The sequence below is a fragment of the Arthrobacter sp. StoSoilB5 genome (assembly GCF_019977235.1).
GTDB lineage: Bacteria > Actinomycetota > Actinomycetes > Actinomycetales > Micrococcaceae > Arthrobacter.
The window spans coordinates 2,051,372-2,075,119 of record NZ_AP024646.1 but is presented as its reverse complement, the minus strand read 5'-3'; the positions used below and the strand labels follow the sequence as shown (position 1 = coordinate 2,075,119).

At 61.7% G+C, this 23,748-nt stretch carries 18 protein-coding genes; 7 read left to right on the top strand and 11 right to left on the bottom strand.

Annotated elements, in window-relative coordinates; genetic code table 11:
• Positions 1 to 40 precede the first annotated feature (40 nt).
• Both LDN75_RS09440 and LDN75_RS09435 read right to left on the bottom strand, forming a co-directional pair.
• Positions 41 to 1,315, bottom strand: a complete 1,275-nt coding sequence (locus LDN75_RS09440) for a pyridoxal-phosphate dependent enzyme (protein ID WP_223937035.1) — start codon at positions 1,313 to 1,315, stop codon at positions 41 to 43.
• A complete protein-coding gene (locus LDN75_RS09435) occupies positions 1,312 to 2,061 on the bottom strand; it encodes an IclR family transcriptional regulator (protein WP_263422355.1) in 750 nt (249 codons plus the stop codon). The genes LDN75_RS09440 and LDN75_RS09435 overlap by 4 nt, the downstream gene beginning before the upstream one ends.
• 658 nt (positions 2,062 to 2,719) lie before the next feature.
• On the opposite strand from LDN75_RS09435, the gene LDN75_RS09430 reads away from it, so the two are divergent.
• From LDN75_RS09430 to LDN75_RS09415, 4 genes are all read left to right on the top strand, one after another.
• Entirely contained in the window at positions 2,720 to 5,125 is a 2,406-nt protein-coding gene (locus LDN75_RS09430) for a pyruvate dehydrogenase (RefSeq protein ID WP_223937033.1), read from the top strand.
• A gap of 121 nt (positions 5,126 to 5,246) precedes the next feature.
• Positions 5,247 to 7,052 (top strand): acetolactate synthase large subunit, encoded by a 1,806-nt coding sequence (locus LDN75_RS09425; protein WP_223937032.1) that lies wholly within the window; start codon positions 5,247 to 5,249, stop codon positions 7,050 to 7,052.
• A gap of 28 nt (positions 7,053 to 7,080) precedes the next feature.
• The gene (locus LDN75_RS09420; RefSeq protein WP_223937031.1) at positions 7,081 to 7,293 is read left to right on the top strand and encodes a hypothetical protein; all 213 of its coding nucleotides are present in this window, start codon (positions 7,081 to 7,083) and stop codon (positions 7,291 to 7,293) included.
• A gap of 159 nt (positions 7,294 to 7,452) precedes the next feature.
• Entirely contained in the window at positions 7,453 to 9,612 is a 2,160-nt protein-coding gene (locus tag LDN75_RS09415; RefSeq protein WP_223937030.1) for a glycogen debranching N-terminal domain-containing protein, read from the top strand.
• Between the two features lie 301 nt (positions 9,613 to 9,913).
• Here the strand turns inward: LDN75_RS09415 and LDN75_RS09410 are convergent, their stop codons facing one another.
• Positions 9,914 to 10,114 carry a hypothetical protein gene (locus tag LDN75_RS09410; RefSeq protein WP_223937029.1) on the bottom strand — a complete coding sequence of 67 codons (201 nt, stop codon included), beginning with the start codon at positions 10,112 to 10,114 and terminating at the stop codon, positions 9,914 to 9,916.
• A gap of 372 nt (positions 10,115 to 10,486) precedes the next feature.
• Here LDN75_RS09410 and LDN75_RS09405 point away from each other — a divergent pair, with 372 nt between their 5' ends.
• From LDN75_RS09405 to LDN75_RS09395, 3 genes are read left to right on the top strand one after another with little or no spacing between them, the layout of a single operon-like run.
• Entirely contained in the window at positions 10,487 to 10,753 is a 267-nt protein-coding gene (locus tag LDN75_RS09405) for a hypothetical protein (protein WP_223937028.1), read from the top strand.
• The gene (gene mobF, locus LDN75_RS09400; RefSeq protein WP_223937027.1) at positions 10,750 to 14,307 is read left to right on the top strand and encodes a MobF family relaxase; all 3,558 of its coding nucleotides are present in this window, start codon (positions 10,750 to 10,752) and stop codon (positions 14,305 to 14,307) included. Before LDN75_RS09405 ends, mobF begins: the two co-directional genes overlap by 4 nt.
• Positions 14,308 to 14,326: 19 nt before the next feature.
• Positions 14,327 to 14,833: a hypothetical protein gene (locus tag LDN75_RS09395; protein WP_223937026.1), complete on the top strand. Its 507-nt coding sequence runs from the start codon at positions 14,327 to 14,329 to the stop codon at positions 14,831 to 14,833.
• A gap of 81 nt (positions 14,834 to 14,914) precedes the next feature.
• Here LDN75_RS09395 and LDN75_RS09390 read toward each other — a convergent pair whose 3' ends face one another.
• The 8 genes from LDN75_RS09390 to LDN75_RS09355 all read right to left on the bottom strand — a co-directional run bounded on the left by LDN75_RS09390 (position 14,915) and on the right by LDN75_RS09355 (position 23,745).
• Positions 14,915 to 15,196, bottom strand: a complete 282-nt coding sequence (locus LDN75_RS09390; RefSeq protein WP_223937025.1) for a hypothetical protein — start codon at positions 15,194 to 15,196, stop codon at positions 14,915 to 14,917.
• Between the two features lie 101 nt (positions 15,197 to 15,297).
• Positions 15,298 to 15,807 (bottom strand): single-stranded DNA-binding protein, encoded by a 510-nt coding sequence (locus tag LDN75_RS09385; protein ID WP_223937024.1) that lies wholly within the window; start codon positions 15,805 to 15,807, stop codon positions 15,298 to 15,300.
• Between the two features lie 52 nt (positions 15,808 to 15,859).
• On the bottom strand, positions 15,860 to 17,017 hold the full coding sequence (locus LDN75_RS09380; protein WP_223937023.1) for an ArdC-like ssDNA-binding domain-containing protein: 1,158 nt from the start codon (positions 17,015 to 17,017) through the stop codon (positions 15,860 to 15,862).
• Positions 17,018 to 17,102: 85 nt separating this feature from the next.
• On the bottom strand, positions 17,103 to 17,603 hold the full coding sequence (locus tag LDN75_RS09375) for a hypothetical protein (protein WP_223937022.1): 501 nt from the start codon (positions 17,601 to 17,603) through the stop codon (positions 17,103 to 17,105).
• The gene (locus LDN75_RS09370; RefSeq protein ID WP_223937021.1) at positions 17,600 to 19,372 is read right to left on the bottom strand and encodes a TraM recognition domain-containing protein; all 1,773 of its coding nucleotides are present in this window, start codon (positions 19,370 to 19,372) and stop codon (positions 17,600 to 17,602) included. The genes LDN75_RS09375 and LDN75_RS09370 overlap by 4 nt, the downstream gene beginning before the upstream one ends.
• A gap of 26 nt (positions 19,373 to 19,398) precedes the next feature.
• Positions 19,399 to 20,856 carry an ATP-binding protein gene (locus LDN75_RS09365; RefSeq protein ID WP_223937020.1) on the bottom strand — a complete coding sequence of 486 codons (1,458 nt, stop codon included), beginning with the start codon at positions 20,854 to 20,856 and terminating at the stop codon, positions 19,399 to 19,401.
• Positions 20,853 to 22,340 (bottom strand): SCO6880 family protein, encoded by a 1,488-nt coding sequence (locus LDN75_RS09360; protein ID WP_223937019.1) that lies wholly within the window; start codon positions 22,338 to 22,340, stop codon positions 20,853 to 20,855. Before LDN75_RS09360 ends, LDN75_RS09365 begins: the two co-directional genes overlap by 4 nt.
• On the bottom strand, positions 22,333 to 23,745 hold the full coding sequence (locus tag LDN75_RS09355) for a type IV secretion system protein (protein ID WP_223937018.1): 1,413 nt from the start codon (positions 23,743 to 23,745) through the stop codon (positions 22,333 to 22,335). The genes LDN75_RS09360 and LDN75_RS09355 overlap by 8 nt, the downstream gene beginning before the upstream one ends.
• Positions 23,746 to 23,748: the final 3 nt, after the last annotated feature.

The window sequence follows — 23,748 nt, the reverse complement described above, 5'->3', positions numbered from 1 at the left end:
TTCATTGCTCCTGTTATTTGTGTGGTTTGGTTGGGGTTTTCTAGGCCGAGAGCAGCAGTAGCTGGTCCGGGATGGTGTTCAGGAAGCTTTGCCAGCTTCCGTCGAGGGTTGCCGGGGGCGTGTTCTGGCGGCTGGTGGCGTCTTTGATGCCGCTGGAGGTTGAGATCAGTACGGGGTGTTCGCCCAGGTCCAGTCCGCTGGCTTCGGCTTGGGCGAGCCCGGCGAAAGAGGTTGCCGATGCGTTTTCAACGTAGAAGCCGTGCCTGGCGAGTTCGTGGTGTGCGGTGAGGATGTCCGTTTCGCTGACAGCCAGGGCGTGGCCTTGTGATTCCTGGATGCTCATGAGGGCATGAAGGCTGGTGACCTTGACGTTGATGGAACTGGCCAGGCTCTTGCCGCCTTGAACGGGGGCCGGGTCGGTTAGTTGTTGGGCGAGGCTGTTGTGCAGCGGGGCCGAAACTGCCGGCTCAACGCTGATCATCCTGGGAAGGGTTCCTATCGTCCCGGCGGTGTGCATCTCTTTGAAGCCGCGCCAGATTCCGCATAGGGCTTCGGCGTATCCGGTGGGCACGATCACCGAGGTCGGGGCTTTCCAGCCGAGTTGTTCGGCGAGTTCGAAAGCGATCGTTTTGTAGCCTTCGACGGCGACAGGGTTACCGGTGGCCGGGGCTGTGAAGTTCGAGAACGGGTACCACCCCAGTTCGTGGACCGATCGTTCCACCAGGTCCCAGCGGCGGTCCCCGGGCACGATGACCAGATGCGCTCCGTACGCCGTGACGGCGGACCTGACCGGCGCCGGCATTCCCTCGTGGGTGATGACCACGCAGGGCAGGCCGGCCCTGGCGGCGTAAGCGGCCGCGGACAGGGCATGGTTGCCGCTGGAGGAAACGACCGTTACCTTGGCGCCAGTGGAGGCTGCGTGGGATGCAGCCACGGCGCAGAGCCGGTCTTTATGGGACCACGTCGGGTTCTGGGACTCGTCCTTGAGGTAAACCTTGCGCCCGGCACGGTCGATAACAAGCAGCGGCGTGTTGCCCTCACCGAGGGTGACTTCGTGGCCGCGGGCCAGCGGGGGAAGACTGGCCCGCCACCGCCAGATCCCGCCACGCCGGTCATCGGGCACGGGCGGGACGAAGGCTGGGTACTGGTCCTCGTCGAGCTCGTAGTTGGCCCGGAATCCGTCTCGCCGGCAGGCCGGGCAGCCCTCAAAGATACCGTTGCCGGCGGCGTCCGCCGAGCAACGCACACACCGGATGTGAAGGGAAGGTGCAGGACGTGCGTCCGTTTCGGGTGCACTGCTGGATCGGGTTTTCAAAGTACTTTCCTCAGGTCGTGGTTGTCTTGCCGGATGAAGGCGCTGCTGAGCTCGGCGGCGCAGTGGATCACGTCGTGGGTCATTTCCTGCAGTTCGGTGGCGCTGACCAAACCGATCGCGAAGCCGTTACTGACCGCGGCCACCGGGCGTCCCAAGGGGCCAAGTACCGGGGCGGCGATGGAACCGACCATCTCGTAGTGTTCCCCGCTGTTCATTGCATACCCGGCCTCCCGGGCACGTTCCAGGCGGGCCATGATCGCCTCAACATCGGTGACAGTGTTTGGTGAGAGACGCTCCAACGGCTCACGCGAGAGCAACTCCCGGGCTTCCTCCGGCGGCATGTGTGCCAGCAGGATCGTGCCCATCGCGGTGGTATGGGCATAGGTCCGGGTCCCAGGGGTCGCCCGGATCTGAATCGGGCCAGGAGCCTCCACAGCGGAGAGGTACGTGATGTGCCGGCCATGCAGCACACCCAGATACACCGTGTGCGCCGTCCGCGCAGCCAACGCACGCATCGGCCCCATCGCAGCTTCCTCCAACGCCCGGTGCAACGGATACAGACTGCCCACCTCGAACGCATGCAACCCGATCCGGTACCTCCCATCCGCCTCCCGCTCCAGGAACCCCGCAGCAGCCAACGTCTGGGCAATCCGGAACACCACCGTCTTACCCAACCCCAACCGCCGCGCCATCTCCGCCGCCCCCAGACTCGGCGTACCAGGCCCAAAACAATCCAACACACTCACAGCCCGCTCCACCGACTGCAAAGAACCCCTCCGCGCCCCCTCCGGGCGATTAGTTGATTCACTCACGCTTTTCACCTCCATTCCGCATAGCGCTATGTTGAACCGCATATCGGTTTACAGCGTCTCAAGCATATTGGCTCGGTGTCAAGTGGGGACACATTCGGGGTTGCAGTGCCAAGCATCTGCGATGTTCGTAAGTGAGGAATCCCGCAGGCCAGCGATATGCGACGGCGCCCAGGCCGCATGGACGCGCACCCCCTTCCGCGCCGGCCCCCTCTTGACATCACACTCTCCGGGGAGTGAACTTAGTCAAGTTCCGCAATTAGCAGTAGCAAACCGATATCCGGAAAGATGCAAAGATGAAAGACGGAGAATTTTCGTTCAACGCGATGCTCGCTTTGGCCGCGGTTGGTGTGGTTTGCCCTGATGGCAGCGGAACGACCAGGCACCATAACCCGAGGGTCAGGCAGGCCTATCCGCTGTCGCCTTCGTACGACTGCATCACAGGCAGAAGCCTGACGATGGAACCGCTTCGGGAGAAGTCCACCTCTGGTACTGCTCCGTGAGCTACCCCCCGACCGCGGCACCGGCGCATAGGTGCGCTGCCGCACCGCCGTCGGACTCAAGACCAAAGTCAAGAAGAAAGAAAGACCAAACCGTGACGCAAACCCACCAGCAGACCAACGGAGACTTCACTACCGCGCTCCCAGCCTCGGAGTCGCCCGGGAAGGCCGTGGACGAAAGCCTCCTGCGCTCCATCGCTCAGCGGGTTCTTTGGACCTCGACAGCTATCGTCGACGCTGCCAATCGGGGTAGGCCCAACCCTTCCGGAGTAAAAGTAGGTGGCCATCAGGCCTCCAGCGCGTCGATGGTGGATATCATGACGTCGCTCTGGTTCGCAGAGTTGACCAACCTCGACCGAGTGTCAGTGAAGCCGCACTCCTCCCCTGTACTCCATGCCATTAACTATCTGCTTGGTGAACTGGACGCTGCGTACCTACCCCGGCTCCGGGAGAAGGGCGGACTCCAGAGCTACCCGAGCCGGCAGAAAGACCCGGACACTGTCGATTTCTCCACCGGCTCTGTTGGGATTGGTGCCACGGCCCCCTTGTGGGCCGCCCTCGCTCACCGGTATATCCGTGATCGTTTCCCTGACACGCACCGCGCCGGTCGGTTCATCAGCCTGTTGGGCGACGCCGAGTTGGACGAAGGTGCCATTTGGGAAGCCGTTGCCGACCCGTCCGTCTCCAAGCTCGGCGAACTCCTCTGGATTGTTGATCTCAACCGCCAGTCCCTGGACAGGGTGGTGCCGGAGATGCAAATCCAACGACTCCAAGGAATGTTCTCCGCCGCTGGTTGGCAAGTCATGACCTGCAAGTGGGGCCGCGCCATCTCGGAAATATTCGAGCGGCCCGGCGGCGAGGCATTCCGCCAACTCCTCGAATCGATGCCCAACGAAGAGTACCAACGCATCCTCCGCAGCCCGCGGCCCGAAGTACGCACGCGCCTTTTGGCCAACCGAAACAACGAGTCTGTTCAGCAGCTGCTGGACGAACTCAGCGACGCTGAGCTCGCCGCATCGCTTCGCGACCTTGGCGGGCACGACATCGGCCTGCTGCTGGACACATACGCGGCAGTGGACGACCACCGTCCCACAGTGATCTTTGCCTACACCGTAAAAGGCAAAGGCCTGGCCACCGAAGGGCATCCGAACAACCACTCGGCACTGCTCACCGAAGGACAAATGCGCATTTTGGCGGAGCAGTCCGGCGTCTCGCTTGAGGAGCCGTGGCAGCGCTTCGACCCTTCGAGCCGAGAGGCGGCGCTCTGCCTCAAACGTGCCGAGGCAGTGCGGCGCCCATCGTATTCGATACCGTCCAGCGAAGAAGTTCCCAAGGAGCTTCCGTGGCATTACAAGCAGACGATTTCGACACAGGCGGCTTTGGGACGATTCCTCTCCGACATCCATCGTGCTGCCCCCGAGGTGGCGAAGCGGATAGTGACCTGCAGCCCTGACGTGGCGTCTTCGACCAACCTGGGCGGGTGGATCAACAAAACCGGTGTATGGGCTGTCAATGATCGCCGGGACTGGTTCGCCGACGATGCCGAGCGGGTACTGAAATGGTCCGAACGCGTTACCGGGCAGCACATCGAACTTGGCATCGCGGAGGTGAACCTCGTCTGCATGGCAGGGGAACTGGGAGCGACGTGGAGCCGCTGGGGTCAGCCGCTGATCCCCATCGCTACAATCTACGATCCCTTTGTCTCCAGGGCACTCGAACCTTGGTCCTACGGAATCTACGCCGGCGGTCAATCGATTCTGGTTGGCACCCCGTCCGGCGTAACACTTGCCCCCGAAGGTGGGGCCCACCAGTCAATCACCACTCCGTCAATCGGTCTTGAGCAGCCCGGGTGTGTCGCGTGGGAACCGGCATTCGCCCAGGATTTGGAGTGGTGCATGCTCCAGGCGATGGCAGCCATCGGCAAACCCGAGGGAACCTCCGCCTATTTCAGGTTGACGACGCGGCCCCTTGATCAGAGCCTCGCTGCCCTTCCTGAAGACCCAGTACTGCTCGAACGACGTCGAGCTCACGCGGTGGCAGGCGGCTATCGGCTTGTTTCTGCTCCTGCTGAAGAAGTCACGCTCGTAGGAGTCGGGGCCATCATGCCCGAGGTCATGGCTGCGGCCAGCAGGTTGGAAGAATTCGGAGTACGGGCAGGTGTCGTCTGCCTCACAAGCCCTGATCTGGTGTTCCGTGCCCTCCAAGAGCGAGGCAAAGTGGGGACGAGCAACCGAAGCGGCATCGCGGACATTCTTTTCCCACCGTCCAGGAGAACCCCGTTGGTCACCGTCCTGGATGGCCACCCGCACACTCTTTCCTTCCTCGCAGGACTCCGCGGCGACCCTATCCGGTGCCTCGGAGTGACCGAGTTCGGCCAATCCAGTGACCTGTCCGACGCCTACAGGCTCCACGAAATCGACACGGACTCAATAGTCTCTGCGGCCTTGGACATCACCGGCTACGACGGTTCCCGAATACCCCCTCGAACCCAGACGAAATAAAGATAGCAATGAAAACACACAGCGGAACATCGTCATTAGCGGCCGCCACCTGCACCAAGCGGACTTGGCACACTCCCTGGAGCGCGCCGGTGTCATTCTTGAAAACAAGAGGTTCTAACTGATGACCGTCTCGGCACAGCTCGTCGACTCACAGCCAGCACAAACCCGTAACCTGCCGCGGCAGGGCACGGGGGCCGATTCCGTTGTCTGGGCACTCGAGGCGTTAGGGGTGGACATCGTCTTCGGAATCCCCGGCGGCGCCATCCTACCGGTCTACGATCCATTAATGCAGTCCTCCCGTGTGAGGCACATTCTTGTCCGCCACGAGCAGGATGCCGGGCACGCCGCCGCCGGCTATGCCCAAGCAAGTGGGCGGGTGGGCGTTTGCATGGCCACATCAGGACCTGGAGCGACAAACCTGCTTACTCCTTTGGCCGATGCCCACATGGATTCGGTCCCCGTCGTCGCCATCACCGGGCAAGTCAGCAGTTCCTTGATCGGCAAGGATGCCTTCCAGGAAGCGGACATCATCGGTATGACGATGTCAGTGACAAAACATGGGTTCCATGTCACTGAGGCAAGCGAAATTCCCAGGGCGCTGGCCGAGGCTTTCCACGTCGCGGCCAGCGGTCGGCCCGGCGTGGTCGTGGTCGACATTCCCAAGGACGTGCTACAGGAATCAACCGAATTTAACTGGCCTCCGGTCGTGGATCTGCCAGGCTACTCGGTCCCCACCTCACCCCCGCAGTCCAAAATCCGTGAAGCGACGGAGCTGATCAACTGCGCGGAGTCCCCGGTCCTCTATGTCGGCGGCGGCGTCATCAAGGCCCAGGCCTCTCGCCAACTCTTGGAACTGGCAGAACTCACGGGGATCCCGGTCGTCACGACCCTCATGGCCAGGGGCGCATTTCCCGACAGCCACCCCCTGCATTACGGCATGCCTGGAATGCACGGATCCGTGGCCGCCGTGGCTGCGATGCAGCGCAGCGATCTGCTGATCGCGCTCGGGGCTCGTTTCGACGACAGGGTCACCGGCCGTCCTGAGTCCTTTGCCCCCACAGCCCGGGTCCTGCACATTGACATCGACCCTGCCGAAATTGGAAAGAACCGCCGGGCCGACGTCGGAATTGTCGGCGACTGCAGGGAAGTTCTTCGTGCGCTTCTGAAGGCACTTGCCTTCGATCGCGTAACTTCCCCAAGGCCCGAGCTCGCCGCATGGCGCACTTTCCTCGACAGCACCCGGGCCTCATATCCCACGGGGTACGAGTCCAGCGCCGGGCCACTCATGGCACCTCAACTCGTCATTGAAACCATCGGCAGGGCTACGGGATCCGACACCATCTACGCAGCTGGCGTGGGGCAGCACCAGATGTGGGCCGCTCATCACATTGAATTCGAGCAGCCCCGAACGTGGTTGAACTCAGGCGGCCTCGGCACGATGGGTTACGCGGTCCCGGCCGCAATGGGGGCGAAACTAGCCTTCCCCGAACGCGAAGTCTGGGCCATCGACGGCGATGGCTGCTTTCAAATGACCGGCCGGGAACTGGCTACGGCTGCCATCGAGGGCATCCCGATAAAAGTAGCCATCATCAACAACGGCATGCTGGGCATGGTCCGACAGCTTCAGGCCATCCACTACGACGAACGATTCACCCAGGTGGACCTGGGCACACACCGGCAGCGCGTTCCGGACTTCGTCCTCCTCGCTGAGGCCCTTGGCTGTGCGGCGTTACGGTGCGAACGAGCGGAAGATCTTCACTCCGTCATCGAACAAGCCCGTTCCATCAACGATCGGCCTGTGGTGATTGACTTCGTCGTGAGCGACCAAGCCTTGGTGTGGCCCATGGTCGCCGCTGGTACAAGCAATGACCAGATCATGGCCGCGAAAGACGTGCGGCCGCTGTTCAACGAGGGGGACGACGCGTGAACAACATCGTCGAAGAAGGAGTCACCCGATGAAACGACGAAATACCACGTCCATCGCCAGCAACCCCGATTCCACTGTCCGCACCGGGGAACACTGCCCCCAAAGCGGATGGTGGTTCACCATCAACGCGGGGCTCAGATCCCACCCCGAACGAAAAACACAATACATAACGGAGGGAAGCTTGATGCCGGCCGTGAATGGATTCCCTGCCAAATGGTTCACAGCCCGGAAATGGGACTAGAGGCTGGGCGCGATGCTGATCCGCGACTCAGGCACACGCCATTGTCCGCGCTCTGGCATTCGAACGAGGGCAGGCGTAGCGTCTTTTGAGAGATGGCATCGCCGTCCGCGGCCTAACTTCAGGGACGAGTGCCAGGCATCGATTTCTTGGAGGGCCGGCATGGCTGGGTGGAATGCAGATACAGCAGCTGGTTCGTTGGGTCCCGGCGCACTCACCCTGGTGGAGGGATCATCATTCTGCATTTCCTCCCCCAACGGGGACATCTACTCGGAACAACCCCATGGCCTGTTCTTTCAGGACACCCGAATTCTCTCTGGGTGGAGACTGACAGTTAATGGCAAGCCGCTGGAGCCACTTGCAGCTGAGACGAAGGAGCCATACCGAGGGCTGTTCGTCGGACGTGTTCCCCGCTCCGATGGGCATGCCGACAGCCCCCTGATCGTAGAAAGGCTCCGCGAGCTCGGCGCCGGCGTTCAGGAGCAGGTCACCATTCGAAACCACTCCTTGGACCCCGCCGAGTGCATTATTTCCGTGATAGTCGAGGCAGATTTTGCCGATCTTTTCGAAGTTAAAGAGGCACGGCTCCAGCGGCGCTGGGACGAAACCCGCAACGTCGACGGAGACACGCTCAGTATTCAGGCCGCGTGGCAGGACCTGCGGAAGGGCGTCACGGTCCGTGCCAGCAGGGCAAGTATTACAGCGGAGGCGATTACTTTCCGGGTAGTTGTCCCACCGCGCAGCCACTGGAGTACGGTCCTAACGGTCACGCCTGGGGCCGGAAGCTCCACCGCATCAGCATCCTTCGGGCATTCTGACGGCGGCGAATTGTCCCCCCGGGACCGACGCCACCAGCAGTGGGTGGCGAACATCCCCGTGCTGAAGGTGGGAAACCGCTCCATCGAACGGACGCTGCGGCGCAGTTACGACGACCTTGGCGCCCTTCGCATCGAGGACCCGGACCATCCCGACCGCGTGGTGGTGGCCGCCGGGGCGCCCTGGTTCATGACCCTGTTTGGCCGCGACTCCCTCTGGGCATCCCTCATGGCTCTGCCGGTGGATCCATCCTTGGCCTTGGGAACCTTGCAGACGCTGGCACATCATCAGGGAAGGGTGGTTGATGCCATGAGCGAAGAGGAACCAGGAAAGATCCTGCACGAAGTCAGGCTCGATGTCTCCAGCGGGCTTTCCCTGGGCGGCAAAAGCGTCTACTACGGCAGTGTTGACGCGACCCCGCTGTTCGTCATGCTGCTCGCAACGGTTAGTCGCTGGGGATTCGCCAAAGAGACCATCGCCGCCCTATTGCCCCACGCCGACCGTGCCCTTGCCTGGATCCGGGACTACGGCGACAAGGATGGAGACGGATTCGTCGAGTACGAGCGCCTGAACGACAGGGGGTTGATCAACCAAGGCTGGAAGGATTCGTGGGACGGCGTCAACTTCGAGGACGGACGTCTCGCCGAGCCACCCATCGCGCTCTGCGAGGTCCAGGCCTTGGTGTACACGGCCTACCTCTCGCGTGCGTGGATGGCTTACGACGCCGGTGATGCGGCTTTGGGCGCGGAACTCGCCGACAGGGCGAGCCACCTGAAGAAAAGGTTCAACGAAGAGTTTTGGATGCCGGATCGCGGGTACTACGCCGTCGCCCTGGACGGCAAGAAACGACAGGTTGACGCGTGTGCGTCAAACATGGGGCAATGCCTGTGGCACGGAATCGTGGACGAAGAAAAGGCGCCCCTGGTGGCCGAACGGCTCATGTCCCCGGAGATGTTCAGCGGCTGGGGCGTGCGAACTCTGGCCAGCGATATGGGCGCTTACAACCCCGTCAGCTACCACAACGGCTCCGTGTGGCCGCACGACAACGCCATCATCGCGGCCGGCCTCATCCGCTACGGCTTCGTGGCCGAGGCACAGCGCATAGCCACAGCACTCTTCGAGGCGGCCGAGTACACCGAGGGCCGACTACCTGAGCTGTTTTGTGGCTTCAACCGAGATCTTCTCGCCGCACCAGTGCCGTATCCAACGGCCTGCTCACCCCAGGCCTGGGCTGCGACCACACCCATCAGATTGATCACGAGCCTGATGCGGTACGACGCGCACGTTTCCCGGGGTAGCCTGTGGCTGGATCCCGCCCTGCCGACGTCTTTCGGCGACCTCAACATCACCAACGTGCCCGTCGCCGGAGGCCGGATCACTATCGACATCGCCAACTCCGTTGCGACAGTCCAAGGGCTCCCGGAGGGAATGACGCTCCATCATGGGCACAGACCCTGGATGACCGAACTGGTTGCCCAAGAGGAGCACAGAGGAAGCGTTCAGTAGACAGTATGGGCCGGGTGCCGTTTCTTGAATTGTCAGCAATTTTGAATGCTGTTCCCTTTTGCTGTCGGCGGCTATGGTCCTGTAGGGGCGCATGGTCGCACGATCCATTAATGTCCTCTCATGGCTTCCCGAGCGCACCGCCAACCGGCGAAGCCGCTAAAGCCCGTCTGCGGAATACTTCCGGCGATGAGTTCCTGCCCACTGGGGTACCCGACGCCGGCAACATCGCACTGCTTCCTAACTCCAATGCCACGCTGAGGCCTGTGGATGGCCCCGGGTAGCAGTCAAAGTCGCCTTCAATTCAAAGACTTGCCAGTAACAGGACATTACGCATCCGGCCCCTGGTAAGGAAGTACTGCGTTCCCGGATCGATGACGCTGAAGCCAAGCTCGTGGTCACCACCGATGGCACCTACCGCCGCGGCAAGCCCTCGCCGCTGAAGCCAGCCGTGGATGGGTTTTCCTGGTCCGGCCCGATACTTTGCTCCGCCTCCGGGCGACATATGGGTTCTTATCAGCGTTTGGCAGCGACGCCGCCGTTCTCTGCGCAGCTCCACCGGTGATGGCAAAGCGCTTCCACAAGAAGTTGACTCAATGTTTAAGCTCCGACAAGCTTCCTCGCTACCCAAACAGAGCGGGCTTCAGAAAGTCGGCGGCGTCTTTCCTCCTTACGCCCAAGGGCCTTAAACCCAAAGAAGGATAAACGTCCGTTGACCACGCAAACCGACCCTCACACCTCTGGCATCCAAGGCCAACGCACCGTGAAATCATGCAGAGTATCCATTCAGCGCACATGAACTGGTGTGAACAGGCAGAGTTCCGGACATCAACCAAATAGAAAGCTTGAAGACGGCGATCGATGCATGGACCGGCTCATGACAGAGCTGAGATCGCAGTCCTCCGAACTCGAACGACTCCACGCCATCTACGAAGAACTCGAAGCCAGAAACGGGCTCCTCCACAACGAAGTCCTCCGCCTTAAGCGTGCCCAGCGAACAAACGTCCAAGACCTCGCCCGCGTGGCAGCCGTTTTGCTCCAAATTTCGCGCGCAAAAGGCATCGCCCTCGACTCAGTGACGCTCGACATCCTTCGTCGACGAGGATGGCTTCCCGCCAGGCCTCGCACGGGAGCACGGCCATGACGATGTCCATCGCCAGGCTCTCCGTCAGGTCAGGACTCAAGTACCTGTTCAAGTCCACGATGCTGGACGACTTCTCACCTACTCCCCCAGACACCATCAGCTACTACGTCAAGACGGGAACACCCCAAGGCTGTTGGCTGGGCGCCGGGCTCCACGGCATTGCCCGGGACCCAGGAGACAAAGTCAATGAATCCGAGGCACGTGCCATCTTTCAAGACGCAACCCACCCCGACAGCAAGGAACCGCTGGGGAGACCGCACGGGCAGCCACCAATCGACCAAAAGACCAATGATCACAACGCGACGAAGCACGCCGTTGCCGGCTTCGACCTCACATTCAGCGTTCCGAAATCAGTCTCCACGCTGTGGGCACTTAGCCCGCGACACCTCCAGGAGCAGATTCTGCAGACCCACCGCGAAGCCGTCGAAGCAACCCTGGCCTGGATGGAAGAGCAGGTCATCAACACGCGATCCGGGCGAAACGGAGTAGCCCACGTCGGCACACGAGGAGTCATCGCCGCCGCATTCGACCACTGGGAATCCCGCGCCGGCGACCCTCAGCTCCATACTCACCTTGTCATCGCGAACCGGGTCCAGCGCGTCACGGACGGCGCCTGGGTCACCCTGGACTCCCGTTCCCTCTACAAGGCCGTCGTCGCCGCCAGCGAACATTACAACGGCCTCCTCTTTGATGCCTTGCACACGAGCCTCGGCACAGAAACCGACATCCGAGCCCCAGCGCAAAACAGTCATAACCCAAGCCACCAACTCACTGGCATCGCAGAAGCCCTAGTCCGCGAATTTTCCAACCGTTCAAGGCTCATCGACATTGAGACCGATCGTCTGGTCGAACAGTGGACCACCGAACACAGCACTCCCCCGACCGCGACAACCACCGTGAGGTTGCGCCAGCAAGCCACCCTCTCGACTAGAACTCCCAAGACCGCTTCGCCGTCACCGTTACGGACCCTGTCCGCACAGTGGCGCGACAGAGCAAAGGCCAAAGGTTTTGATCCCGAATCCGTCGTAGCTTCCACTATTCGGCGATCACACTCTCGCCCGTTCCGCGTCGGCGACTTCACCCCCGACTGGATTGCCGCCGTCGGGCTTGTCACCCGACAGCGTGTAGCGGCCAAACGCTCAACCTGGAATCGCTGGAACCTGATCGCCGAAGGTGAGCGCGTGTGCGCTGAGATCCGCTGCGCCTCCCCTGCCGACCGCAATGGGCTGATCGATGCCGTGGCCACCGCGGCGGAGCGTATATCCGTGCCACTCAACGAGTATCAGTACGGTGTCCCCGCGGGTGCCGCTGATGATCTGCAATTCGCCGGGCGCAGCGTCTTCGATTTCCACGGGTCGCGCCTCTACACGGATGGGTCGACGCTCGCCTTTGAGGACGAAATCATGGCGGCGAAGAACGACGACGGCGGCCCGGCCATACCGGTCGATCTCACCTTCGAGACGCTCACCTCATACAGAAAGAGCGAAGGGTCGCTCCTGCACGATGACCAACTGGCGGCCGCGTCGGTTGTCCTGCTGAGCGGATGCAGTCTCGACGCCATCGTTGGACCGGCCGGGACCGGAAAGACGACGACCCTTGGTGCGGTCAAAGCAGCATGGGAGACGATGTACGGAATAGGCAGCGTTGTTGGCCTGGCGCCGGCAGCTGCGAGCGCCGAGGTTCTTGGCTCGGAGCTGCGCATGGTTACTGAGAACGTCGCTAAGTGGCTTCACGAGTCCGTCGGGTCTGGTGCAGCGGAGCGAGCAGGGCGGTTCTTCCACGCAGACGATCTACTCCGTACTGCCCGCGGCCCTAACGTTGTCCAACTTCAACAGCAGGTCGCTCGGCTGGCCGCGGAGCAGTCCCAATGGGTGTTTCAACCCAAACAGCTCGTAATCATCGATGAAGCCTCCATGGTCTCAACTCTTCAGCTCGCAACCCTGGCCCGCCAAGCCACGGAAGCCGGCGCCAAAATCCTCTTGGTGGGTGATCCAGCACAACTCGATTCCATCGACGCCGGCGGTGTCCTTGGCTGGCTTGATCGGCAAGGAAAGGCCGCCCGTTTGAGCACGATTTGGCGCTTCAAGCATCCGTGGGAACGGTCAGCTTCTCTTGGTTTGCGTGAGGGACGCGGGTCTGTGGTCGCAGAGTATGAGGAACACGATCGCGTAAGGCATGGCCACTACTCGGGCATGGTCGACCGTGCCTACTCCGCATGGCGCTCGGACGTCTTGGCTGGTTTTGTCTCGGTCTTGATTGCTCCTGATAACGAGACCGTCCAAATGCTCAATGAACGGGCTCAGACCGACCGTGTAAGTTTGGGCGACGTGGACGCGGAACGTACCGTGGTCCTTCGGGACGGGCTTAGAGCCGGTCGTGGCGACCTGGTGATTGCTCGCCGGAATGACAGATCGATCCGCGACGAACACGGGTCGTTCATTCGCAATGGGACACTTCTCGAGATCACGGACGTCAATAGGCCCCACGGTGCTCTACGAGCGACACGTAAAGACACCGGAGCGTCCATACTTTTGCCGAACAGTTATGTGGACGCGGCCCTCGAGCTGGGTTACGCCACCACGGCCCACCGCAGTCAGGGTCTCACTGTGGACACCGGCCACACCGTGGTGACCCCTGGCCGCCTCACGCGCGAGTTGCTGTATGTCAGCATGACCCGGGGCCGGCACTCCAACACGGCCTACGTGAGCGAAAATGACCCAGACGAGGACGAGGTACTGGACCCTAGCGCGCGTTCGAGCTGGCGGGTGATCCTTAGCGAGGTCCTCGCTGCTGAAGGTGCGGAACGAACGGCTCACGAGATTCGGGATCTCGAACGCACCCATGCCGACAGCCTCGAGCGTCTGAGCCGCGAGTACGACTACTTGGCCCAAATCGCCGCTGGTATTGAGCTCGCAAAGACTATCGACGGTCTAATGCCCGGCCGCTCCGAGGCTTTGCGCGAATCTCCAGCATGGGGCGCCGCCGTCGCTGCCTGGCGACGAGCCAGCAACGTCAATCGCCCCGGAGCCCTGCGGGCCTTGAACGAGGCTCTGGGCTCAGAAGCCATTGCACGGGACCTAGCGGCAGTTGCGCACGCCCGGCTACGAAGGTTCTGTTCGGCGATGCCCCAATCGCCTATTGATCCGTTGACTGAGCGGATGACGATAGAACGGCCAGACCTCGCAGCGTTGTTGGACCAAGTACGACGGCGGATTGGGAACCGTGCGGAACGCGTCGCCAAGGCGGCGCTACTAGAGGAGCCTGAATGGGCCACACAATTGCGCAAAGACATCGGGGCGGGTGCAGATCCGTCCGAGTCGGCAACGTTGATTCGCGAGGTGGCCGTGTATCGAGATCGCTGGGGCGTCAACGGTGCGACTCTCCCCCTTGGTCCGACTCCCGCGGGCTGGGAATGGGAACAACGCTCACAGTGGGACAACCTGCAGCGAGCAGTTAGCCAGGCCGCCACACCACAGCCCGAGGTTGAAGATGTCCGCAGCCTGTATGAGTTGGACTCCCAAATAAGCCTCACAAGCGCTGGCTGGCAGCTCTAAACTGGAAGCCGGAGCAATTATGCAGATGAACCCAGTCCTTAAGCCGAAAGTAGCAACACCCGCTCTGATTGTCGTGAGCGCAGTAATGCTGTTGCTTGCCGTGATTCTGGTGGTTCTAAGCTTCACGGTTTCCGGCACGGCCTGGTTGTTAGCCGCCCTCACGATCGTCTGTGTGGTGGTGCTGCTTTTCTGGGCCCAACGCCTTCGAAGCAAACGGCAGTGGCAGACCGAAACTGCAGCTCAATGGACGCGTCTTGAAAGCCTGAAGGCGGCTGGCGGGACCACAACCGAGGTCACAGTTCTGACCGTAGACGCCCTGCAGCCGACCGGCTCCTGGATCACTATCCGATGGAACCGTTTCGACTACATCCAACGGGCATGGATCGAAGCACTCGCCGAGCCCATCTGGCCAGGATCCGTTCTTCTAATCCGGCCCGACCCCGCGCAGGTACGACCGGGAGTTCCCTGGCCCGCAACCTACCGCATCAGCGGCGATCATGTCTTAGCGTGGGCGCCACTCGTCTAGTCGTCGCATCAGCCAATTCCCGCGTCAGTTCAGTCCCTGGGTGTGGCTGGCATATGCTCCTACGAAGCGGCCGCCAAGATCCTACAGCGGCCGCCCCCTCCACGCCTCCTGGTCAACCCGCTTTACCTGCGCAGCCGGGAACCACTGAACGTGATAGACCCGTCGCTCATCGACCCACTCCACCAGCCCAAAGGTCCTGGTGTACTTGATCGCCCGACCGAAAATCTCCCCCACACGAACCAGTGGTTGACTACCAGGCTCCAAGTCGATGATCTTCCCGTCGTCAGGTTTGGGGTGGCTCTTGTCGGCATCCATCTGGGCCATCATTCGGGCGAAAGCGTTGGAGTCTTGCTTTGGTCTCATAGCAACAAGATTAGAACATATATTCGAATCCGGATCGTGGGGACAAAGAAGAGCCCACGCCTCAACTGAACGAGACGTGGGCCGAGAACAGCAACGGCGAGTCAGGCAGTCATGTCATTCACCCGAGCTCCGTCTAAAGGGGATGTCACCACCGGCCCCTTCGTGGTGACGTTGTACGCGGGCCAGCCAGTCGCCGTCGTGGCTTGCGGCCCGGTTGCCTCCACGGCGGCCTCTGGCTCGGACACTGCTGCACGGGCCGATCGTTGATACGTCGCGGTACCAAACCGAAGGTCCGGGCCAATCGTGTCAGCGATGATCCGCCGAGCTTCACGTCGTTCGCCGTCCTTCTCGTACGCGCGGAACTCAAGCTCTCCCGAGACTGTCACAGGGTCGCCCTTCTTGAGTGAGGTAGCGGCGTTCTCCGCAAGCATTCGGAACGCAGACACGTTGTGGAAGACCGGCTCGCCATCCCTCCAAGTGCCATCCGGGTTCTGAATTCGCTGGTTCACGGCAACGCGGAGCTTCGCGTGCGGCGTTCCGGATTCACCGATCGTCAGTTCGGGATCTGCGACCAGGTTCCCTGCGATAGTGATGGGGATCTTTGTATTCATAGTGGGTTACCTTCCTTAGTCGACGGGCCTCTCCCGACGGACATCTCGGCGTTCAGGGACCAGCAATCTCCGGGCCGTTCAATGACGCGCTCGGTCCAGGGACGCCGGCATAGCTCGGAGTGGCTGCAACGGACAGGTCAGCACTGGCGGCAGCGAACTTGCCTCCGAAACCAGGAGGATCTGAGACTGCCAAAATTCCCTTGGTTGCCGCGGTCACCCGCCCCAGCACCGACTTGGCGATGGCGACGCGCGACGTCGGCACTCGTCCCTCCGAGGAATCGTGCCGCATGTCCTTCTCCGCGCTGATCACCGCGTCGGCCCAGCCAGCCAAATAGGAGGCTGACTGCGGTCCACGATCGATGCCGTGAGCCCGCAAGACGGTATATGCAACCGATTCGGCTTCCACTTCCGCAAGCCCCCGATGGTTCGCGCTGCTTCCATATAGTCGCCCGAGGCGGTCGTCGGGTCCGTGCAGAAGGACGTGACCGAGTTCGTGGGCAAGAACCGCTACCTGCTCCTCGTCGTTCATCCAGAGACCAACTTGAATTCGACGAGCATCAAAGTCCGTGTAGCCACTTGTGTATCCGTGTTGGAATCCCGACACCTCAACCCGGAAGCCATGTTCCTTCGCGACTTCCCGGAGGGAACTCCACAGATCGCCTACGTCCGCTCCAGAGTGAGCACTCGCACGAGGCACCAGAAGCGGTGTCCCCTCGGTCTGGGTAACGTCAAAGACAGCCTGCCCGCGCCAACCGGTGATGACGTTCTTCTTGCCGTTGCTGACGGCGTCAACAGGTACCGTCTGATTCGCTGGCAGGAGCTTGCGCTGTCCGTCCGCCAAGGTCAGTTCCTGCATCGAGGCTGTCCTGGGCGCGATTATCCAGAGCGCGTGCTCTCCGCGCAGAACCGTTCGGCCATGCCGGGCCCACTCTTTGTATCCAGCCACCAGAGTCGGCTCTTCGGTGCCGCGTTGTGCCATCTGCATCATCAGCAGCGCGACGTTGCCCCCCGAGTACCGCCACAGTGTTGCGGAGGCGTCGAGGAGGACTTGCCAACGTGCAGGCGACTCGATGGCTTCCTCAAGTGCCGCGTGAAGTCCCTTGGTCAGATCAGCTATGCGTTCTTCTGGTGACATACGAACGTTAGACGGCGGTGCGGCGGCTTCTTCAGCCCCGCTTGCGTCAGCATTCAGTTCAGATGCAGAGGCCACGAAAGCCATCCTTCGTTATCCTGAGACAGCCCCAAGTAGGGATCACCTATTCATGTCGCGCGAAAGAAGCAACGGCGTGACGAAATCAGCTGCGGATCTGATGGGTGCCCAGCTTCCAGTCCTCGAAGTCCGGCTCGGCCGGCACTAACCTCAGTACTGGCTCCTTGTGGCTCTGAAGCCCGACGCATCCGGCGGTCCGCGTGTGGGTTCGGAGACGCTCGACGCCGTGTGGCAGCCTTTCGTGAAACGCCAGCGGCCCGAATCCCGAGTCGTCCGACGCGAAGGAAGCCGCTTCCGCCCGCTGAAGCGCATACAACTCGGCCACGATCTCCGAGTGCCGCCACCAACAATCCGGCACCACCGACGTCGTCAGCTGATACGTGGCAACAAACCACCGGACCCAATCGAAGAGGCTCTGCCACACCACTTCGGCCTGTTCAGAGGACATGTCCCGCCAACGGTGGGTAACCCCTGCTTGGCGCGGGGCCGGCTGGAATGAAGACCGGAACAGTTCCGCGGTTAGTTCATCGTCTAAGTCAGGCACCCGCCCCACCTCGAAGTCAGAGTCATCCGCCTGGGTGCTCATGAATCAGCCTCGCCGTTCACTTCTTGCCGGCTCAGATGGCCGGCAGCCAGCTCTCGCTCGGTCTCCAACTTCGAACGCCCCAGCTCAGCGGCGTCCTTACGCTTATGCCAGTCACGGAGGTCCAGAAGAATTGGCCTTGTCCGGCGCCCGAGCATGAGCGCCGTACCAACAGGAAGGCGTCGGATCTCGTCCAACCTAATGACAGGACTCTCCCTGATCTGTTCGCCGTCCTGCCGGCCCTGAGATGACCACGAACGAGTGTTGAGAACGAGGCTCCGCTCCCCCAGTAGACCAGCCAGCGAGCGCAGGTCAGGCTCGTCCGATCCTCCACCAAAAATCACTTTGATGATCGCGGAATCCCAGATGGTGGCGGCTTCCTCGATTGACCATCCACTCCGTGCCTGTGAAAGGGACTGCAGAACCACGAGAGTTGAAATGCCGATACCACCACCATCAGAGAGCACCACAGGCAAACCGGGCCACGGCGACAGATTCGCTATTTCATCGAGGATCAACGAAAGCGGTGGATCGAGGCGACCTCCAGGCGACACAAAGGCCAGCTCACGCGCCGCGTTATCGATGTCGTCAATCAGAGCCGACAGGTAAGGGCCAGCGGCCGCAGCTCCAGAGCGGGTGCCGATCAGGTATAGAGTCCCCCGTTGCCTGATGAAGCTTTTGGGATCAAACTCTTGAGCCTCGTCTTGTGGGTCCAATGCCGCCAACACCCTCGGAGATGAGAGTGGAGCCACAGCCGCAGAAACCCCAATCCAAGAGTTGGACGTGTTCCGCGGGTCGTCTTCCAAGATCCCCATCAGATCTGCCTGCCACCCCAATGCCGCACCTGGACGCCCCAAAATATCCAGCGCCTCCCTGGCCAACACTGCACTGGACGACCATCGACGGAAGGCTGCGATGCCCTGCCCTGACAGCGCGGCCGCATGGAGCAGGCACTGCAGCACGATCAGCGAGCGCTTTTGCCATGCTGCATTCTCGCCCTTCATCTCGGTATCTGCGGTGATGACGAGCGCCCGTCTGGTGGCGATGTCCGGGTCACCGCAACCACGCACCGGCGACCAACGGAGAGTCGATGGCAGGCCCGACATGCCCTGAGGGTCAAAGACTGTCACTGGCCGCCCATCGGACATCCGCGCTCGCATCGTGACCACCAGATTGTCGGCTCGCGTGGACGTTGTAACAACAGCGCCGGGCGCGTCGAGTATCGCGTTGATGACGACATATAGGCCCTTGCCCGACCGTGGAGCTCCCTGAATAACCATCGACTCTTCTGTCGAAACATGGATGGTCACTCCACGGGAGCGCCCAAGTGTCCACGAAACATCATGAATGCTCGGCTTGCGAAGGCCAGGCCGAGTGTATTGCCCACGCTTGCGAACCGCTCTGGCTCCGAAGTCCCGAAGTATCTCCGCCCGGCCAGCCACCCCGTCCCGGCTCAGGATGTCTTGGCGTAACCACGCGCCGGACTGCTTCCAGGTTCTCCACGCGAGGGCCGCCGCGGCTGCGAGCGCTGCAAGCAACGTGAGAACTGCACCCACGATCCACCAGATTGCCCCGACATCTAAAGTGCAGTTACTTGGGGCACCAACGATCCAGTCCTGGCGGCCGGCGAACAGGCCGATGCCCGCCGCGGGGTTGAAGAACGACGGCGGCCTGCCGCCGCAGTGCCCAGCGCCGGCAAGGTGGGCGGCTGCTTGGACCAACAGGCAGAAAGCCATGTAGCCGGTCAACGCCCAGAGGCCCGCTGAGACCAAAGGACTGCTGCTTCCCGGCCGCGCCCTCACAGGTGCATCCGGTCATCAGTACCGAAGACTTCCAACTCGTCTGTGGTCACACGATTAGCGACGATGAAGGATCGGTTCCCGACCTTCCAGAGCCCGACGCCCTTGGGAAGGTTCTCGACGTGCTCGCATTCAGCTTCGGTGAGACCAAGGGCGTCCTTGGTCAGCCGCATGGCGTCATGCTTTTGGCGATAGATGATGCGGGTGTCCGCCTCTGTCAGCAGCCCCAGGGCCTTCTGACGATGGCCACTGGTGCTATCGCCGATCTCATTAAGGTCAGCCACTTTATGCATGATCAGGAGGTTGGCAATCCCGTAGGTTCTCGCGAGGCGCCATTGCTCGCTCATCTTGGCCAACATGTACGGATCGGCGAGCATCCGCCAACCTTCGTCGTACACCACAAGCCGCTTGCCGCCGTCGGGGTTTGTCACTGCCGCCTCCAGCCACGTGGCACTGCAGGCAGCGGCGAGGGACAACGCCTGCTCGGACGCGCCGATAAGTGCGGACGTATCCATGACCATCATTGGGGCATCGGCGTCGAAAGCCACTGTGGACGGCGCATCGAACATGCCTTCCAAATCGCCAGAGACAGTGCGCCGCAGCGAGTGACTGACTGCCGCTCCGCCGTCTTTGCCGACAAGGGCGAACGTTTCTGCGGAAGGGCTCAAGAGGTGATCCAGCACCATAGGAAGGGTCGGCGTAGAGTTTTCGGCGGTAGTTTCCATGAGAGCCATGTCGAGAGCCGTGTGCTCAACAGGATGCAACGGTGTTCCCTGACGCATGAGCGACACCAAAGCCACCAGCAGTTGCCGACGCCGCTGCCGGACGACAGCCTTCCACTGAGTGTCCGAAAGTGAAGTGGGCCGAGAACCTGCGTCCAGAGGATTCACGCGAGCCGTGCGACCCGGACCAACGGAAATGACCTTGCCGCCCACAGCCTTGGCCACGGCAACCCATTCGCCCTTGGGATCAGACGCAACAGCCGCTTTCCGTCCCAACGTTATGGAGCGGGCAACCAGCGACTTCCCACACATGGACTTGCCCGTCCCTACCGTTCCAATCACGACGATCGAAGGACCGCTGATGATTCCTTTGTCGTACAGGATCCACGGATCGTAGGAAAAGGCTCCCGAGCCAAAGACGTCAGTTCCTATGTAAGTTCCTTCGTGGCCAAGTCCTGACTCCGTGATGAAGGGATAGGCCGCCGCGAAGGTCATCGTTGAGGCACGGTGAGGTGCTGGCCGCAGTCTATGCGGACCCCATAGTGACTGCGGTTCCCTGCTCCCCCAATCGCCGACCAGGCGCTCGCGGTCCGCATGACTCTCGGCTCCCTCATCGGGTCGTTGGAACAGTCTTCTCTTCAGCAGGGCCTCGCCACTGCGTTTGCCCCGCCTCTGGCGCTGCTCCCTGCGAGTGCCCGACGGCGTATACGTCACCTCTTGCTTGGTGAGACTCATTGGAGTCCCCGTCCCAAAGGAAGTCCGCCGGCAATGAAAGCCGCCCACTGCTGTCCCGCCAGCAGCCGCAGTTCTACGAAGGCACCTGCAGCCGCGGACTCCAACTCATGACGGTGCCGGGCAAGGTCTTCCAATGATGAAGCAGTGATCGTAACGAACGCCGTCGGCCGGACATCCCCATGACCAGCGACAATCTCTTCTTCACGTTGGGACACTTCCTCCTCCTCGGCGCGCTGCTCGCGTGTCGTCGGCCTGTCAAAGCGCGCATTGATCCGCCGACGGGTTTCATGAGCCTCTTGCGCTGATCGAATGTCCCTCAACGCCTCCAGCGTCGGAACTGCGCGAATCACCTGCGTGACGGTGTGCCGGAAGTCGCCAACGTAGATCAGAGGATGAAGGAACCCGGGATACACCTTCTGCCTGGGCCACTCTGCCACCCAGAACGTTTGATGGAATCCCGAATCGGTTCGGAGATAGGTCCAGTGCTCTTCGATGGCCATGGGCCCAGAACTCGCTCGTGGTGTCGAAGAAGCCTCGTCTAGTGCTTTGCCTTCGGGCATGCCAGCGCGCTCAGCAATAGCTTCCGGGTCAAAGGAGCCTCGGAAGACTTCGAGTAGCCGTCGCTCCGACAGCCACTCTTCGACGTTGACGCCGTGGGTCGCCAGAGCTGTCGTGATTGCGCCAACCTCCAGTCTCAGCACCCGTTCAAGACCGTTCTTCCCACCACCTGACTCTTTGATCCGGCGACGAGATTTGGATGTATCAACGACGAGAGACAAGAGAACGTCATGGCTCATGGCGGCCCCTGCCGCAGAGATCAGGTCTTGATAGGCGGCGTGACCCCACGAACCACGGTTGCGCTCGCCGTTCGCCGAGGGAACCGTTCGGTCGTAGAAGTCCTGGAGCGCAGACGACGGGTACGGAACGGTGTAATCCTGAACGGCCATGCGCGCTATGTCCGACCGCTGCGCCAGCCCGGCTTGCACTCTCGACCATGCCTGTGCAGCCCACGCCTTGTCATCGTCATCAAGCAACGCGAAAGACCTGGTGCTGCAACGCAATACCGCCGTTGCTTCCTTGGCTTGAGGGTCAACGATGACGCACTCGCCCCGGCCCACCGGCTGAAGCTTGAGGTTTCCCAGTCCGCCCGGCAGGGCAAGCTGCCCAGCCTTCACAGGCCGCTCGGGTCGAATAAGGTACTGAGTCTGCCCCAGAACGCTCCGCACGAAAAACAGCGCAATGAGGGTGCCCCAAATTGGATATGGAATGCGGGAGTACTGAAGCAATCCGAAAAGCACCAGCGGCAGCCACACGGGAACTGTCGCCATGAGGCCAACAGGACCGCCAGCAGCGGAAGCAATGATTGCCGAAAGGACGCCAGCTGCCACCAGCGAAAGCTGGTACCACTTCAGCCCCATGAAGATTCCGCGGCGTTCGTACCTGGGGAACTTGACGGGCTCCAGGGCCCGCGAATCATCACTCATTGGTCTTGTCCGGTGGTAGTGGTCTGTAGGTGTTCTGGCGCTTGATCGGCGGCAGTTCGGACGCGGGCAAAGCGCTGCTCGGGCTTCTCACTTCGGGAACACGGGGGGCACGACTTTGGGACCCGTTTGTACTGTTACCGTGCGGAACCGGACCGGGCCGGGATTGGCTGGAAGCCGTCGCCCGACCACGGGAATCGACGACCTGTCCATCAACAACTGATGCGTGTGCATCAGGTTCTCCGTGGGGAGCCAGCCCACCACGGAACGCAACTTCGCCGCCTGAGTGGTGTACCGGCGTCGTACTCGTCAAACTGCGCGGCAACGGAACCGAAGGCGGCAGCACTCGGGTGGGCATGTCCCTGCGGCTCGACGGAATAGGTCGGGCAATCGAGGACCGGGCCATCATGGAGGCGATAGTGAGGCGGCCACCAAGCTGCCGGCTGATCTGGCGATTGGCGACGCTAGAGCTTCTGGTCAGAACGTGCCCGCCACCGGCGGTCTGTGCCGCGGCGGCAAGTTCCCCGCCGGCGAAGCTGACCAAGCGCAACGCCATGAGGGGCGCACCACAGGCGAGGACCATGCCGACCGTCCCGGCCGCTAGTCCAGCGAACGACGTCGAATCAGCGAACAGTTTGATGGCTGTTGCAAGCACCGTGGCCGCTAATGGTTTCGCCAGTAGAAGCGCGACGACGATTTCGCACCACCGTCGGGCCCAGGCCTTCGACTTCTCCCATGGCAGCATCATGAGGGCGACCGGAGCTACCGCGGCGAGGACGGCCAGGGCGAACGTCCTGAAGATCATGGAGCACATGAGGATGAACGCCAGAATCCAAACCACGACGACGGCCATCACCGTGACGATTGCCCCGCCGACGGCTCCGCCCTGATTTCCGGGCGCCAGGGAAACGACGTTCCATTCGCGGTCGGAGCCCGCTGGGGCTCGTTCGAATCCGAAGAGTCGCATAAACACGAGGTATGGATCGGTTCCGATGGATTCCAGCAAAGCCGCGGCGGCCTCGTCGCTGACCCGGGTGAGCTGCCGAACCACATAGACGGCCGCAGCCACGAGCGGAACTGCCGCGGCTCCCCCAATGAGTGCTCTCAGCAGACGGCGTGGTTGCTGGCTGATCAGGCCGGACAGGAGCTGCAGGATCATCACAACGACGAGCGGCGTCAGCATCACGATGACCCACCAGTTAGTCAGTCCGCCGATCGCTGTCCACTGGGAATCGTCGACCTCCGAAACAGTGAAGGCGCCGGTGATGAAGCCCCACATCCACGACGCGATGTTCTGCAGGACGTTCGCGAAGATGGACGTGATGGAGCCTTGGACGCCGTCGTTGGCTTGGGAGACCAAACCGCATCCGGGCGGCCACCAGCCGTTGAGGTCGCAATCGACAGGCATGGT

Coding starts and splice junctions, on each gene's coding strand:
- LDN75_RS09425 (WP_223937032.1), top strand. CDS start 5,247: ATGACCGTCTCGGCACAGCTCGTCGACTCACAGCCAGCACAAACCCGT.
- LDN75_RS09390 (WP_223937025.1), bottom strand. CDS start 15,196: ATGAGACCAAAGCAAGACTCCAACGCTTTCGCCCGAATGATGGCCCAG.
- LDN75_RS09415 (WP_223937030.1), top strand. CDS start 7,453: ATGGCTGGGTGGAATGCAGATACAGCAGCTGGTTCGTTGGGTCCCGGC.
- LDN75_RS09360 (WP_223937019.1), bottom strand. CDS start 22,340: ATGAGTGATGATTCGCGGGCCCTGGAGCCCGTCAAGTTCCCCAGGTAC.
- LDN75_RS09365 (WP_223937020.1), bottom strand. CDS start 20,856: ATGAGTCTCACCAAGCAAGAGGTGACGTATACGCCGTCGGGCACTCGC.
- LDN75_RS09385 (WP_223937024.1), bottom strand. CDS start 15,807: ATGAATACAAAGATCCCCATCACTATCGCAGGGAACCTGGTCGCAGAT.
- LDN75_RS09420 (WP_223937031.1), top strand. CDS start 7,081: ATGAAACGACGAAATACCACGTCCATCGCCAGCAACCCCGATTCCACT.
- LDN75_RS09405 (WP_223937028.1), top strand. CDS start 10,487: ATGACAGAGCTGAGATCGCAGTCCTCCGAACTCGAACGACTCCACGCC.
- mobF (WP_223937027.1), top strand. CDS start 10,750: ATGACGATGTCCATCGCCAGGCTCTCCGTCAGGTCAGGACTCAAGTAC.
- LDN75_RS09395 (WP_223937026.1), top strand. CDS start 14,327: ATGCAGATGAACCCAGTCCTTAAGCCGAAAGTAGCAACACCCGCTCTG.
- LDN75_RS09410 (WP_223937029.1), bottom strand. CDS start 10,114: ATGTCGCCCGGAGGCGGAGCAAAGTATCGGGCCGGACCAGGAAAACCC.
- LDN75_RS09375 (WP_223937022.1), bottom strand. CDS start 17,603: ATGAGCACCCAGGCGGATGACTCTGACTTCGAGGTGGGGCGGGTGCCT.
- LDN75_RS09355 (WP_223937018.1), bottom strand. CDS start 23,745: ATGCCTGTCGATTGCGACCTCAACGGCTGGTGGCCGCCCGGATGCGGT.